This window comes from Binatus sp. (SeqCode), assembly GCF_035272065.1.
In the GTDB taxonomy this organism is placed as follows: Bacteria; Desulfobacterota; Binatia; order Binatales; family Binataceae; genus Binatus.
Map to the genome: position 1 here is coordinate 1 of NZ_DATEQZ010000114.1, position 13,340 is coordinate 13,340.

A 13,340-nucleotide genomic window follows, 5' to 3' on the forward strand; every position below is an offset into this window, starting at 1 on the left:
GGGCACCGCTTTGAACAGATCGGCGACCAGCCCGTAATCGGCGACTGCGAAAATCGGCGCCTCTTCGTCCTTGTTGATCGCGCAGATTACCTTCGAATCCTTCATGCCCGCCAGATGCTGTATCGCGCCCGAAATTCCGACTGCGATGTAGAGTTCCGGCGCGACGACCTTGCCCGTCTGCCCGACCTGCAGGTCGTTGGGCACGAAGCCCGCATCGACGGCCGCGCGCGACGCGCCCATCGCGGCGCCCATCTCGTCAACCAGCGGCTCGAGCACGGTCTTGAAATTTTCGCCCGACTTGAGCCCGCGGCCGCCCGAAACGATTATCCGCGCCTCGGTGAGTTGCGGGCGATCGCTCTTGGTGGCATTGAACGAAACGAATTCCATCTTGAGCGCGCCCGCATCGATCTCGGCACTTTGTTTTTCGACGGGGGCAACCGCGTCGCCCGGTTTGGCGGCGTCGAATGCGGTCCCGCGCACCGTCAAGACTTTGATCGGCCCGTCGAGTTCGACCGTCGCCATCACATTGCCGGCGTAAGTCGGGCGCACGAAGGTGTGTTCGTCGTTGATTGCGGTGATTTCCGACGCCATCGGAGCGCCGAGACGTGCGGCCAGTCGCGGAAACAGATCTTTGCCGATCGCGGTCGCGGTCGCGAGAACGAATTCCGCGTTTTCTTTCTTCGCCAGCGCGGCAAACGCCTGCGAGTGCGCGTCGGCGAGATAATTTTTCAGCGCGGGATGCGCCAGCGCGATCACTTTGGTGACGCCGTACTTGGCGATCTCGCCCGCCGCCGCTTCGGGCGCGTCGCCCGCGACGACTGCAATCGCTTTGCCGCCGCGCTTCTTTGCCAGGTCGAGACCGGCGTGAACGGCGACCAGCGTAGTCTTGGGGAAATGTCCCCCCTGATGCTCCGCGAAAATCAGAACGTCACCCATTTCAATTCACTCCGCGATCGAGATCGTAAAAATCGCTTTCAGATAACCTTGGCTTCGGTGTGAAGGACGGATACCAGCTCCTGGACCGACGCGACCTTGCGCCCGGCCTGGCGCTTCGGCGGCGCGGCCATCGTCTTTATCTTGAGCTTGGGAGCGAGATCGACGCCGAGGCTGTCGGCCGCAATCTCCTTCAATTCTTTCTTGCGCGCCTTCATGATTCCCGGCAGCGACGCATAGCGTGGCTCGTTGAGGCGAAGATCTGTTGTGATGACGGCGGGCAGCTTGAACGCGATCGTCTCGAGGCCGCCGTCAACTTCGCGCACGACCGACGTCTTCTCGGGCGTAATCTCAACCTTGGATGCGAACGTCGCCTGCGGCCATCCGAGCATCTCGGCCAGCATCTGGCCGACCTGGTTCGAATCGTCGTCGATTGCCTGCTTGCCCAATATGATGAGGTCGGGCTTCTCGTCGCCGGCGATTTTCGTGAGGATTCGCGCGATCGCGAGGGAGTCGAGCGCGGTGTCCGTCTTGACCAGGATTGCGCGATCGGCGCCCATCGCGAGCCCGGTGCGCAATTGCTCCTGCCAGGTGGACTCACCGACCGTGATGAGCACGACCTCGCCGGTCTGTTTCTCCTTGATTCGCAGCGCCTCTTCGATCGCGATTTCGCAAAACGGGTTGATAACCCACTTCACGTTGTCGGTCGCGATGCCGGTGCCGTCGGGCAACACGCGGATAGTGGTCGCAGGATCGGGAACTCGCTTGATTGGTACCAGGATTTTCAAAGCCTTATAACTCCACGCATTTGTTCATGCATCGATTGATTCTGGAACGATGAGGTTGCCCAGGGAATAGAGCCGACAAACGCAAATTTTCTAACAGCGCCCCGCCAGTCAGTCAAACCATACTAATGGCGGGTGCGCGGCGTAAAGCCCGCTCTTAACACTGGGTGCGGGGGTCACCCCTGCTTACTCGTTGTAGCCGAGGCGGTGGGAGAGTTCGCGGCCGGCGTCGAGGAGGCTGGGGGCGATTTCGGCGGTGATGCGTTCGGGGCCGATGCGGTAGGTCGGGCCGGCGACGGCGACTGAGCCGACGACTGAGCGCGTGTAGTCGCGAATCGGGACTGCGACTGACGAGACTTCTTCGATGAATTCGCCCGAATCCACTGCGTAGCCGTCGCTTGCGACTGTTTCGAGCTGCGCGAGCAGGATTGCGCGATCGATAATCGTGCGATCGGTGAAGCGGCGCAGCGTCTCGGGCAAAGCGGATTTGAGCTGTCCCTCGGCGTCGAAGGCGAGATGCGCCTTGCCGGCCGCGGTACAATGAAGGGGCAGCGTGATTCCGATGGGCGGCGTGATGCGCACGGCACGATCCTCGGCCTCGGCGGCTTCGAGCGGGACGACTCCCTCGCGCCGGACGATCGCGACGTAGGCGCTCTCGCGGCATTTGCGGGCGACATCGGCGAGGATCGGGCGCGCTTGCCTCACGAGGCCCATATGATGGATGTAACGGCGACCTAGGTGCAGGCACTTGATGCCGAGGCGGTAATTTTCGGTGGCTTTGTTTTGTTCGATGTAACCGCGAGCTTCGAGCGTCGCGAGCAGTCGAAAGACGTTGTTCTTATGCAGTTTGAGCCGCTTGGAAAGTTCCGTAACGCCGAGCTCATCGACATCGCCGAAGAACTGTTCGAGCACGTCGAGCGCATGCGCAACGGATTGGATGACGTAGTTGGTTTTATCCCGTCGGACCATCGTGTTTCGGCTACCAAGCTGGCGGTTTGCAAGACTGGCGCAGCACGGTATGTAAAAGTGTTTTACTTTAAGTGACCGGCGCGAAGTGTGTCAACGATGCTCCATAAATTCTCACAAAATTGCGCTAAATAGCTGATATTAAAGGATAAACATAATCTATCTACCGGGTCTCAAAACAGGATTTCAGCATGCCCAGACAACTTCCCGCCGATTTCTTCAGACGCGTCGATAACAACGATGATGGGGTATTTTACTCGGTCCCGCGACTCGTTACGCATATCGACGACGGTGCTATCGCCAAGGTCGGCGAGATCTATGCGCAACTGCTTCCCCAAGGCGGCGCGATCCTCGACCTGATGAGCAGTTGGCGGTCGCATCTGCCGGCTCATATCCGGCCGTCGCGAGTGGTCGGCCTCGGGATGAATCGCGCCGAGATGGAAGATAATCCGGCGCTCACCGAGGTCGTCGTTCACAATCTCAATCGCGGGCCGCGGATGCCGTTTGCGGACGACGAGTTCGACGGCGCGGTGGTGACAGTCTCGGTGCAATACATGACGCGGCCGCTCGAGACGTTTGCGGAAGTCGGACGCGTGCTCAAGCCGGGCTCGCCGTTCGTCGTCACGTTCTCGAACCGGATGTTCCCGACCAAGGCGGTCGCGATTTGGCAGAGTCTCGACGACTACGACCACTGCAAGCTGGTCGGCAGCTACTTTATGGAGAGCGGCGCGTTTGAGAATATAGATTTCATCGATCGTAGCGCGCCGACCGCGCCGCCGTCGGATCCGATTTGGGCGGTGGTGGGTTACAAGACGCGCGAGGGACAGAGTTGATCAAAAATCGTGGCATGCGACATCTGGCGCTCAAGGTTTCCGACGTCGAGCGCGCGAAAGACTTCTACGCTCGCGTGTTCGGGATGAAGCTGGTCTGGCAGCCCGACGCCGACAATGCGTACCTGAGCTCTGGCTGCGACAATGTCGCGTTGCGTCGCGGCGAGTATGGCGGCGAAGCGCAACGGTTGGACCATCTCGGGTTTATCGTGCCGACGATCGCCGACGTCGAAGCTGGATACGCGTGGGCGAAGAGTGTTGGCGTCGAGATTGTGCACGAGCTCAAGCATCATCGCGACGGCTCGGTGTCGTTCTACATTCGCGACCCCGACGGCAACTTGATCCAGGCGCTCTACGAACCGACGATCAGTCCGCAGTTTTTTCAGTAAAAATCGGTCCTAAGTACGCGACGAGCCTGTAAATCCTGCACAGGAGGACCCGCATGATGCTCAAAGGGCGCGCGACCGCCGACGCTACGGCAGCATACGCGAGCCGGTTCCCGGAGCTGCCGGGAAATTTTCGGCCCGCGCTCGGAGTGTCGGTTTCATCGATTGGAATCGGCACTTACCTGGGCGAGCCTGATGTCGAGACCGATCGCGCTTACGAAGAAGCGATCAAGGCGAGTATCCGTGGCGGAATCAATCTGATCGACACTGCGGTGAATTACCGCTTCCAGCGCAGCGAACGGAATATCGGCAAAGCGATTGGCGAGCTGGTCGCGGCGGGCGAGATCGCGCGCGAGCAGGTGGTCGTCGCGACCAAGGGCGGCTACATCACGTTCGACGGCGAGGTGCCGGCGAATCCGCGCGCATGGTTCGAGGAGCATTACGTGAAGACGGGAATCGTCGCGCCCGCCGATTTGGTTGACGGCTCCCATTGCATGACGCCGAAGTACATAGGTGCGATGCTCGAACTGTCGCGTAGGAATCTCAACCTCGACACGATCGACATCTATTACATTCACAATCCGGAGACGCAGCTCGAAGCGATCGAGCGCAAGGAATTCCTGGCGCGAATCAGGACAATTTTCGAGTTCCTGGAAGGTGCGGTCGCCAACGGAAAAATCGGCGTGTACGGGACCGCGACGTGGAACGGTTTTCGCGCGGCGCAGACGGAGCGCGGATGGCTCTCGCTCGACGAGTTGATGCGAATCGCACGCGAGGTCGCCGGCGACGCGCATCATTTTCGCGCAATCCAGTTGCCGTACAATCTCGCGATGCCGGAGGCGGTCACGCGCTCGAACCAATTCGTGCATGCTGGCAAAGCGACCACGCTCGCTGCCGCGAAGGCATTCGGACTCGCGGTTTGCGCGAGCGCGTCGCTGCTGCAAGGGCAGCTATCGCGCGGGCTGCCGCCGATAGTCGCGAATGCGTTCAGCGGTTTCGCGACAGATGCGCAAAGATCTATTCAGTTCGTGCGCTCAACGCCGGGTGTGGACGTGGCGCTGGTAGGAATGAAATCGGTCGATCACGTTCGCGACACGCTCGAGACGGCGCGCAAACCGCCGGCTACGGTCGAGGAGCTGATGAGATTATTCCAGCAGGGCGAAGAGCAGTAGAGCGCGAGGAACTAATTGAATGTGAAACCCGCGGGGGTTCACACTTCCTTCGGCAGGGGTAACCCCTGCGCCTTAGTGAAGAGACATCGAAGCGCCGACGCCGTGTTCGTAGACCAGTTCTCCTCCCGTCTTGCCCTGGTAGAGAAGTGATTTGAACTGTCAGCCCAGCGCCTGCCGCGACTATCGCAACAACCATGAAGGCGATTCGGGTGCGGTCGAGGCGCCTCGATAACTCGAGGATCACGCGCCACGCGGCAAGAATCAAAAACGCATACATGAGGTACTGTCCGAGAACCGCATGCGACAGGTAATCGTGGGAGCCGTTCGATGCTGCGAGAATCTGCTGCGCGGCGGGTGACATCGTGTCCCAGAAGCGATCGGCCTCGGCGTTGCCCGTGAAGTATGACATGGACGTTGCCTCGACCGATCAGCATAGGGTCAAGCCGTGGTTCAACGGCAAGCTTGATTTCTCGCCACCGGCCAACGATTTCGCGAAAGACGGATTTCCGCTGGTGGGCGGCCGTCTCGACTATATCGACGGCCGGCCGGTCGCGGCGCTCGTGTATCAGCATGGCAACCATGTGATCAACGTTTTCATGTGGCCGACGACAGGCACCGCGACGAGCGCCGAGAGAATCGAGACGGAGCATGGATACAACGTCGAGCAGCTGATGGTCGCGGGGATGAATTGCTGGGTGGTGTCTGATTTGAATCAGCAGGAACTCGACAAGTTCGCGGAGCTGATTCGCGCCAAGGGCTGAGCGCGGTTTTTTTCTCGCCGAAGAGGCGGCGAACAACTCGTCATTCACGGGTTGCGCAGGTGGGGCGCGGCTGAAAGAATGCATCGGTTGCCGCCCGTCCATAGAGGCGGCCCTCCACTTGCCGATGCGCCGCGCCGAGACATTCTTCATCGCTATAGCGATCGCGTTTTACGTCTGGTTCCTGACCCATTACGGGCCGGGGCAGGTGCTGGGCTATGTACGGATGGCGGGATGGGGCCTGGCGCTGACGATTTCGCTGGAGACGATTGCGCGAATCGCAAACACGATCGGCTGGCGGGTCACAATCGAGGATTATCCGCCGAAACTCAAGTTCCTCGAGTTGTTTGCGGCGCGAATCGGCGGCGAGGCGATTGACTATGTGACGCCGTCGGCGCAGCTCGGCGGGCAATTCGTGATGGCGGTGGATGTGCGCGAGAAATTGCGCATGCCGGTGGGGCTGGCGACGGTGGTCGTCGCGTCGCTGGCGGAAGCGATCGGGCAGATCGCGTTTCTCACGATCGCGCTGGTGATTTCGCTGCGCCTGATCCCGGTGGCTGCGAACCTCTACTGGGCGATCGTCGGCGGGTTCACGCTGGCGGTGGCGCTGGCAGGCGGCTTCTTTTTCGTGCAGATGAAGCGGCCGTTTTCGCATCTTTGGCGCGCCGCGACCAAACTCGATATCGCGCGAATCAACACCGACGAAATTCGCGAGTCCGCCGACGAGGCCGACGCGGTGCTGCTCGATTTCTACGCGCGCCATCGTCGCCGCTTCGTCGCGTCGTGCATTTGCTATGCAGTCGCGTGGAGTCTCGGGCCGCTCGAAATTTGTATCCTGCTGACGCTGCTGCATCAGCCAGCGTCGTTACAAATCGCGCTGCTGGTCGAGGCGGTTGGGCTGCTGATCGAGCGCGCGACCTTTTTGATCCCGGCCAAGCTGGTAAGCCAGGAGGGCGGCAAGGCGCTCATTCTGGGGATGCTCGGTTATCCGCCGGGAGTAGGCTTCGTGGTGGGGTTTCTGCGCCGAATCAAGGAAATGGTATGGGTATTGTTCGGGCTGGTGGCCCTGATGATACATCGGATGGTTGTGCAGCAGCGCGGTGATACCACGAACGCCGCGGCTGCCGGGCGCGACTCAGTGATAAAAATGCAACGAGCACAAGGAGAGCAATCGCTATGAGGAAATTAACCACCCTGGTTGCGGGGATGACGCTCGCAATGACCGCGCTTCCTGCGGCCGCCGGGGTCGTCATCACGCAGAAGCAGCATGTGACGAGTGGGACCAACTCGCGCGACTCGGAACAAACGATTTCGGTGCAGGGTAACAAGCAGAAGATGGTGTCCGAACGTCACACGATCATCACCGATCTCGACAAAGGGATGATGTACGTGCTCGATCCGAAGGCAAAGACCTACTTCGAAATCGAGTTTCCGCCCAAGGGGCAGATGGCCACGATGATGGCCGCGAGCACCAATGCGGCGATGAACTTCAAGAAGGCCGGCACCACGCGCGACATCGCGGGCTACAAGTGCGCCGATTACAACGGCGGCGGGCACATGATGGCGGGCGATTACACGGTCAAGGAATGCTTCTCGACCAGCGCACCAGGCGCCGATGAGTTTGCGGCGTTCGAGAAAAATATGGCGGACAAGCTCAAGAGCGCCGGCACCGCTACTGGCAATGGCGAGATTCCGGGCGGAGTGCCACTCGCGCTGGAATCGTCGATGAAGATGGGGCGCGTCAACATCCCGGGGATGGCGCCGGAGCAGGCGGCCAAAATTAACGAGATGATGGCGAAGCGCCCGCCGGTCGTAACCAGCACGCAGGTCGAAAAAATCGAAACGAAGAAACTGGCCGAGAGCGATTTCGCGATTCCCTCGGACTATACCAAGCGAGAACTGCCGGGACCGGGCTCAATGCGGATGGCGCCGGGCGCAATGAAGATGGCGCCGGGTGCAATGAAGATGGCGCCGCCTGCGGGCGCGCCGGCTGCAGGCGCGTCGCCAGCAGCGCCGTAGGGCGTCCGCGTCGACTCGCGCGCACTCTCGCTCAGGTCGACGAGTGAGTTGAGGTAAAAGAGAGAGCGGGGTCCATGACGGACCCCGCTCGTCGTTTCAATCCAACGCGAAAAGCGAAAACTACATCGATGCTGACGCCGACGCCTGCTGCCTGGGCGCGTTGAGCGCGGCGCACGAATCCCAGATCCATTTCGCCGTCGACAGTTCGTCTTCGGCAAACAGCCGCAACGCTTCCCTGGTCGACAGATCTTCCTTGAGCAGTTCGGCGAACTCGCAGATGGGTTTGATCGCATCCTCAGGCTTGCCGACGCGCGAGGTGAAGCTGAGCAGTTTCTCGTTGTCGGGAATCGATGCGTCGCCCAGGTAGGCGGTGAACTTCCGCCCGTCTTCGGTGACCATCGCTCGCGCCTCACCGCCGAGTTCCGCCAGGCGCTGCGCGAAAATCCGCGAATGATAGGCTTCGCGCTCGGCGACCATGCGAATGCCGGTGCGGATGCAATCGGTCTTGCAAACTTCCGCCCATGCCGCGAACGCCTCGCCACCGTTGGCCTCGCCCGCACGAACCTTGTCGAGAAAACTGACGACCGCTGCGCGTTCGGATTTGTAGGTGCGGCCGAACGCCTTGAAACCGCCGCTGCCGTTGCCGTTGGCCGTCGGCGTGCCGGCTTCGAGCCACGCCATCTCGGCCTCGAACGTTGACTGGGAAATAATTCCGCAGCGGTAGGCACGCAGCAACTGCTTGAATTCAAAATCTCGACTCATCGGGTGTCCCTCCACCTTGCTTGGTCTGTTCTTATTAAAACGAGCGTTCAGTGTGTTGAGACCTGAGAGCATAAGGCGGCGTTCGCGATTCTGTCAATTGCACTTTTGCCGGCCCCGCATGCTGGCTTCGACACTAATATTGCCGCATGATTCCCAATGCCGTGGCGCTGCAGCGGACACGATGCGAATTTTTCGAGGTGCGCGCGATGAGTGAAATCAAGCACAGCTTCGTCCGGACCAACGGCATCAACATGCATGTGGCTGAGACTGGCGAGGGCTTTCCGGTGGTCTTTTGCCACGGCTTTCCCGAGATGTGGTACTCGTGGCGGCATCAGATGGAGGCGCTGGCCGAGGCGCGCTTCCGCGCGATCGCGCCCGACCAGCGCGGCTATGGCGAGACCGAGGCGCCCGCGCCGATCGAGGCGTACACGCAGCGCAAGCTCGTCGGCGACATCGTCGGCATGCTCGACGCGCTGGGAATCGGCAAGTGCGTGATCGTCGGTCACGACTGGGGCGGCATGGTCGCGTGGAATACGGCGCTGATGGCGCGTGACCGCGTCGAGCGTGTGATCGGCATTAACACGCCGTTCATCCCGCGCTCGCCGGTCAAGCCGACCGATGCGATGCGCGCGATGGCGGCCGGCGGCTTCCACTACATTCTCTATTTTCAAACTCCGGGCGTGGCGGAGGCGGAACTCGAACGCGACGTCGCCCGCTCGCTGCGCGGCTTTTACCAGGACCCGCCGGAAATCGATCCGACGGAGATTCGCAAGTCAGTACCGGGTGTGTTCGGGCCCGCCGGTGGCGGACTGCTCGATCGATTCTCGGATCGCCCGCATGGAAAATTTCTCACCGACGAGGACTTCGACGTCTTCGTGCGCGCATTCAAGAGGAGCGGCTTTCGCGGCGGCCTGAACTGGTATCGATGCATCGACCGGAACTGGGAGGAAAGCGCCGGTCAGACCGATCGCATCGAGCAGCCCGCGCTGATGATCACCGCCGAGCGCGACGTCGTGCTTCGTCCCGAGATGGCCGAAGGGATGAAGACCTGGGTGCCAAACCTGCGCAAGACCGTGCTGATCAAGGGTTCCGGTCATTGGACGCAGCAGGAAAAACCAGCCGAAGTAAACGCGGCAATTCTTGATTTTCTTTCAGACCTGAAAAAGTAGCTCATTTCGTGCTGATGCCGGTGGATTCGGCCACCAGTTCCGCGAGGTCGCGCACGCGCATCGTCTCTTCTAGTGAGCGCGACTTCACGGCGTCTTCGAGCATCGTCATGCAGAACGGGCATCCCACGGCGACGCACTTGGGCTTGGCCTCCTGCAATTGATCGAAGCGCTTCTGATTGATGCGCGTGCCCTCGTGCTCCTCTTTCCAGAAGCATCCGCCGCCGGCGCCGCAGCAGAACGTGCGATTCTTCGACTGCTCGACCTCCGCGACTTGGGCGCCGGGAATCGCGCCGAGCGCGCTGCGAGCGCTGTCCCATTTGCGATTATGCCGCGCCATGTAGCACGGGTCGTGATAGGTGATGCGCTCGTCGATCTTGCCGCGCGGCTTCAGACGCCCGGCCTGGATTAGCTCGTCGATAAACTCTGCTTCGTGCAGGACCGTGTAGTTACCGCCGAAGTCTGGATACTCATTCTTCAGATTGTGAAAGCAATGCGGGCATTGAGTGACAATTCGCCGCGGCTTGTAGCGATTGAGCGTCTCGACATTTTGCGCGGCCACGGTGGCATACAGGTATTCGTTGCCGAGCCGGCGCGCGGGATCGCCGGTGCAGCTCTCCTCGCGCCCGAGGATCGCAAACTTGACGCCCGCCTGTTTCATCAAGCCCGAGAACGACTTGCTTACGCGCTGGTTGCGTTCGTCGTACGAGCCTGCGCATCCCACCCAGTACAGCACGTCGATCTCTGACGGATCTTCGAGCTCGGCGATCTCCGGAATTTCCAGACCATTCGCCCATTCGGCGCGCTTCTCCTGTGCGAGGCCCCACGGATTTCCTTGGTTCTCGATTCCCTTGAACGCGCCCGTCAGCTCGGTCGGGAACCTCGACTCCATCAGCACGTCGTAGCGCCGCATGTCGATGATTCTCTGGATATGCTCGATGCCGACCGGGCATCCCTCTTCGCACCATCCGCACGACGTGCATCCCCACACCGCTTCTTCGGTCGCGACCTGCGTGATCATGTTGGGGCCGTTCCACGCGGGCGCTTCGGCGCCCTCACCAGCTTTGCCGTTGGCTTTCGCCGCGAGAAGAAAGGGCGCCTTGTCCAGCAGATGCTCGCGCTGTTCGATTACGAGGTACTTGGGATTCAGCGTTTTACCGGTGTTGACGGTGGGACAGTTGATCGTGCAGCGCCCGCATTCGAGACACGAGCCCATGTCGAGGAGTTGCTTCCAGGTGTACTGCTCGACTTGCGAGACGCCGAAGGTTTCTGCGTTCTCGAAATCCTTGATAGGCGCGAGCCGTCCACGCGGACCCATGCTACGGAAGAAAAGATTCAGCGGCCCGAAGATCAAATGACGCAGCTTGGTGAACGGAAAACAAAACAGCAGCGCGTACACGATTAGCACGTGCACCAACCATAGCCACCGATGGTAAATCACGCCGGCGCCGAGCGCGCCTTCGATGCGTCCCACGACTCGCCCGACGTATGCCCATTCGGTGAACGCGGGATGCGAGGCGTTGATGCGCGCGCCTTCGAGCATCAGGCCCGTGACGGCGGTCAGCACCATCATCGACATCGGGAACCAATAGCCGAGCCGGTTCTCGAGATTGTCGCGCATCTTCTCGGCGGGCGGCTCGTTCAGCACAGTCGGCTTGCGCAGAGAACGCCGCGCACCTTCCATCAGCACGCCGAGGATGAGCAGCAGGAAGAAAGTGTCCATCGCGGCTTTGAAGTAGAGGTAGAAGTCGCCGTAGTAGAAGTAGAAGTCGAAGCCGAACAGATCGAACAGGTCGCGCACGTCGCTGTTGATCGCGACGATCGTCGTGCCGATGAGCAGTCCGACGAACGCGACGTAAAATGCGTAATGCATCCAGCCCCAGGTCTCGCGAATCACGTTGCCCTGGCCGAACGAGTCGTGCAGCGCGACGATCAGGCGCTCGAATGGATGGTCGAGACGCTCCTCGGACACGCCCAGACTCACCAGCCGGTACCACCTGACGCCGGCGTAAACGAATCCGGCGATCAGCAGCCCGAGCAGCCCATACATCAGCACGATGAACGGAACCGGGATGTTCCACAGGATCTGTCGGGTAACTTGCTCGTTCATTTGCGCTCCATGGGAAAAGCCGGTGGCGAAGGTGCCTGTAACAGACTCTTAAATCAGACCACCGCGGATGAATTCAATCCATCGCGACCGCACGCACTGTACCGATCTAAAACCCCAGGATCTGGCGGCTCGGCGGGAATTTGGTTGCGAGCTGATGGGGATAGTGGTTCTTCATTTGCTGCGCCACTTGCTTGAACGCCTCGACATTCTGATTGCTCGGCGGCAGCGGCGCGGGCACGGTCGCCGCCGGCGCGACGATCACGTTTGGATTGGGCGGCTGGGGCTGATCGGCTCGCGGCGCCGTCAAATCGAGGATATCGGCCGCGCTGCCAACGAGCGCGCGCCTGTCCACCTCTGGCGAGTAGCCGCCCTCCATACCGAACTTCTGACCGAGAAATCTGAGAATCGAAGTGTGGTCAAAGTTTGCGTTACAGACCGTACCAGCGGAAGCGAACGGCGATACAATCACCGCAGGCACGCGAATTCCAGTCGTCGGGAAGCCTGCGTACTGCCCCGCCGGTGGCGCGGTTTCAACCGGCAACGGTTGTACGTGATCGAAAAAGCCGCCGTGCTCATCGTACGTGACGATCAGCATTGAGTTGGTCCAATGACGGCTGCGCAGCAGCGCGCTGTACACGTCCAGCATGAGCTGTTGTCCGCCCGTGACCGACGACGGCGAATGATCGTCTGTTCCTTCCGCCTCAGCGTGAGGTGCGTCGGTGTAAACGGGTTCGATGAAAATCACTTGCGGGAAAGTATCGTCGCTTTCGAGCTCCATGTCGGTCGCGAACCGGTCGAACTCACGGAAGCGGTCACTAGTCGCGATTTCGGGAAGCCATCGCGGCATGATGCTGAAGAACGGGAAGAAACCCTGGTGATACACGCGCCAGCTCACACCGTGCGTGGTCAGCCAGTCGTAAGCGAGCACATGGTTCGGCAGGACGTTGACGTTACCGTCAATCAGCGAGTATCCCGCCATCGCCATCAGCCGGTTCGGTTGCGTACTCGCGGGCAGCGGCGCGAACCAATGGTCGAAAATGCGGAAGTTGCGCGCGAAAAAATTCAGTATCGGCACCTTATCCGGCGTCTGATAGCGCATTACATCTGAGTCGCCTTTAGCACTCGCAACAAACCCGTCCAGCGCAAATCCGTTTGCGCCGACCGCGCCGAGTTGCAGCACTATGTCCGGACGCTCGTGCGGCGGATCTGGAACGCGCGGCTCCAGCAGCGGACCTGGCTGATACGCTACGCCGTCCCAAGTGTTCGCGACCGAATTCAGCCACGCCTGATCATCGCGCACGCCGTCGACGTTCGGATTGCTGCCGTACGCGGGCAGTCGCAAGTAGCCCAGCATGTGATCGAACGAGCGGTTCTCCATCATCAAAATGACGATCGTCTGGATTTGCGAGAGATCCGTTGCCATGTCGTTTCCCCCATGCAGTCGCGGAAGGAT

Annotated in this window: 13 protein-coding genes; 7 read left to right on the top strand and 6 right to left on the bottom strand. The window is 60.6% G+C overall.

Going from position 1 to position 13,340, the window contains the following annotated elements; all coding sequences use genetic code 11:
* The 3 genes from VJX68_RS18075 to VJX68_RS18085 all read right to left on the bottom strand — a co-directional run.
* On the bottom strand, window positions 1–936 hold a 936-nt coding region (locus VJX68_RS18075; RefSeq protein ID WP_324097126.1), incomplete at its 3' end, for an electron transfer flavoprotein subunit alpha/FixB family protein.
* A gap of 38 nt (window positions 937–974) precedes the next feature.
* The gene (locus VJX68_RS18080) at window positions 975–1,721 is read right to left on the bottom strand and encodes an electron transfer flavoprotein subunit beta/FixA family protein (RefSeq protein WP_324097127.1); all 747 of its coding nucleotides are present in this window, start codon (window positions 1,719–1,721) and stop codon (window positions 975–977) included.
* A 183-nt stretch (window positions 1,722–1,904) separates the two neighbouring features.
* Entirely contained in the window at window positions 1,905–2,687 is a 783-nt protein-coding gene (locus tag VJX68_RS18085) for an IclR family transcriptional regulator (protein ID WP_324097128.1), read from the bottom strand.
* Between the two features lie 188 nt (window positions 2,688–2,875).
* On the opposite strand from VJX68_RS18085, the gene VJX68_RS18090 reads away from it, so the two are divergent.
* The 6 genes from VJX68_RS18090 (at window position 2,876) to VJX68_RS18115 (ending at window position 7,849) form a co-directional block, all read left to right on the top strand.
* On the top strand, window positions 2,876–3,517 hold the full coding sequence (locus VJX68_RS18090; RefSeq protein ID WP_324097129.1) for a class I SAM-dependent methyltransferase: 642 nt from the start codon (window positions 2,876–2,878) through the stop codon (window positions 3,515–3,517).
* A 14-nt stretch (window positions 3,518–3,531) separates the two neighbouring features.
* The gene (locus VJX68_RS18095; protein WP_324097130.1) at window positions 3,532–3,903 is read left to right on the top strand and encodes a VOC family protein; all 372 of its coding nucleotides are present in this window, start codon (window positions 3,532–3,534) and stop codon (window positions 3,901–3,903) included.
* Window positions 3,904–3,956: 53 nt separating this feature from the next.
* Window positions 3,957–5,072: an aldo/keto reductase gene (locus tag VJX68_RS18100; protein ID WP_324097131.1), complete on the top strand. Its 1,116-nt coding sequence runs from the start codon at window positions 3,957–3,959 to the stop codon at window positions 5,070–5,072.
* 362 nt (window positions 5,073–5,434) lie between these two features.
* Window positions 5,435–5,833 carry an anti-sigma factor family protein gene (locus VJX68_RS18105; RefSeq protein WP_324097132.1) on the top strand — a complete coding sequence of 133 codons (399 nt, stop codon included), beginning with the start codon at window positions 5,435–5,437 and terminating at the stop codon, window positions 5,831–5,833.
* Window positions 5,834–5,957: 124 nt separating this feature from the next.
* Window positions 5,958–7,010 (top strand): lysylphosphatidylglycerol synthase domain-containing protein, encoded by a 1,053-nt coding sequence (locus VJX68_RS18110; RefSeq protein ID WP_324097236.1) that lies wholly within the window; start codon window positions 5,958–5,960, stop codon window positions 7,008–7,010.
* The gene (locus VJX68_RS18115) at window positions 7,007–7,849 is read left to right on the top strand and encodes a DUF4412 domain-containing protein (protein ID WP_324097133.1); all 843 of its coding nucleotides are present in this window, start codon (window positions 7,007–7,009) and stop codon (window positions 7,847–7,849) included. Before VJX68_RS18110 ends, VJX68_RS18115 begins: the two co-directional genes overlap by 4 nt.
* Window positions 7,850–7,969: 120 nt before the next feature.
* On the opposite strand, the gene VJX68_RS18120 is transcribed toward VJX68_RS18115, so the two are convergent.
* Window positions 7,970–8,611: a hypothetical protein gene (locus VJX68_RS18120; RefSeq protein ID WP_324097134.1), complete on the bottom strand. Its 642-nt coding sequence runs from the start codon at window positions 8,609–8,611 to the stop codon at window positions 7,970–7,972.
* A gap of 206 nt (window positions 8,612–8,817) precedes the next feature.
* On the opposite strand from VJX68_RS18120, the gene VJX68_RS18125 reads away from it, so the two are divergent.
* Window positions 8,818–9,780, top strand: a complete 963-nt coding sequence (locus VJX68_RS18125; RefSeq protein WP_324097135.1) for an alpha/beta fold hydrolase — start codon at window positions 8,818–8,820, stop codon at window positions 9,778–9,780.
* Window position 9,781: 1 nt separating this feature from the next.
* Here VJX68_RS18125 and VJX68_RS18130 read toward each other — a convergent pair whose 3' ends face one another.
* Window positions 9,782–11,887: a (Fe-S)-binding protein gene (locus VJX68_RS18130; protein ID WP_324097136.1), complete on the bottom strand. Its 2,106-nt coding sequence runs from the start codon at window positions 11,885–11,887 to the stop codon at window positions 9,782–9,784.
* A gap of 106 nt (window positions 11,888–11,993) precedes the next feature.
* Complete coding sequence (locus VJX68_RS18135) at window positions 11,994–13,310, bottom strand: alkaline phosphatase family protein (RefSeq protein ID WP_324097137.1); 1,317 nt, start codon at window positions 13,308–13,310, stop codon at window positions 11,994–11,996.
* Window positions 13,311–13,340: the final 30 nt, after the last annotated feature.

Coding starts and splice junctions, on each gene's coding strand:
- VJX68_RS18085 (WP_324097128.1), bottom strand. CDS start 2,687: ATGGTCCGACGGGATAAAACCAACTACGTCATCCAATCCGTTGCGCAT.
- VJX68_RS18090 (WP_324097129.1), top strand. CDS start 2,876: ATGCCCAGACAACTTCCCGCCGATTTCTTCAGACGCGTCGATAACAAC.
- VJX68_RS18095 (WP_324097130.1), top strand. CDS start 3,532: ATGCGACATCTGGCGCTCAAGGTTTCCGACGTCGAGCGCGCGAAAGAC.
- VJX68_RS18100 (WP_324097131.1), top strand. CDS start 3,957: ATGATGCTCAAAGGGCGCGCGACCGCCGACGCTACGGCAGCATACGCG.
- VJX68_RS18110 (WP_324097236.1), top strand. CDS start 5,958: ATGCGCCGCGCCGAGACATTCTTCATCGCTATAGCGATCGCGTTTTAC.
- VJX68_RS18115 (WP_324097133.1), top strand. CDS start 7,007: ATGAGGAAATTAACCACCCTGGTTGCGGGGATGACGCTCGCAATGACC.
- VJX68_RS18120 (WP_324097134.1), bottom strand. CDS start 8,611: ATGAGTCGAGATTTTGAATTCAAGCAGTTGCTGCGTGCCTACCGCTGC.
- VJX68_RS18125 (WP_324097135.1), top strand. CDS start 8,818: ATGAGTGAAATCAAGCACAGCTTCGTCCGGACCAACGGCATCAACATG.
- VJX68_RS18130 (WP_324097136.1), bottom strand. CDS start 11,887: ATGAACGAGCAAGTTACCCGACAGATCCTGTGGAACATCCCGGTTCCG.
- VJX68_RS18135 (WP_324097137.1), bottom strand. CDS start 13,310: ATGGCAACGGATCTCTCGCAAATCCAGACGATCGTCATTTTGATGATG.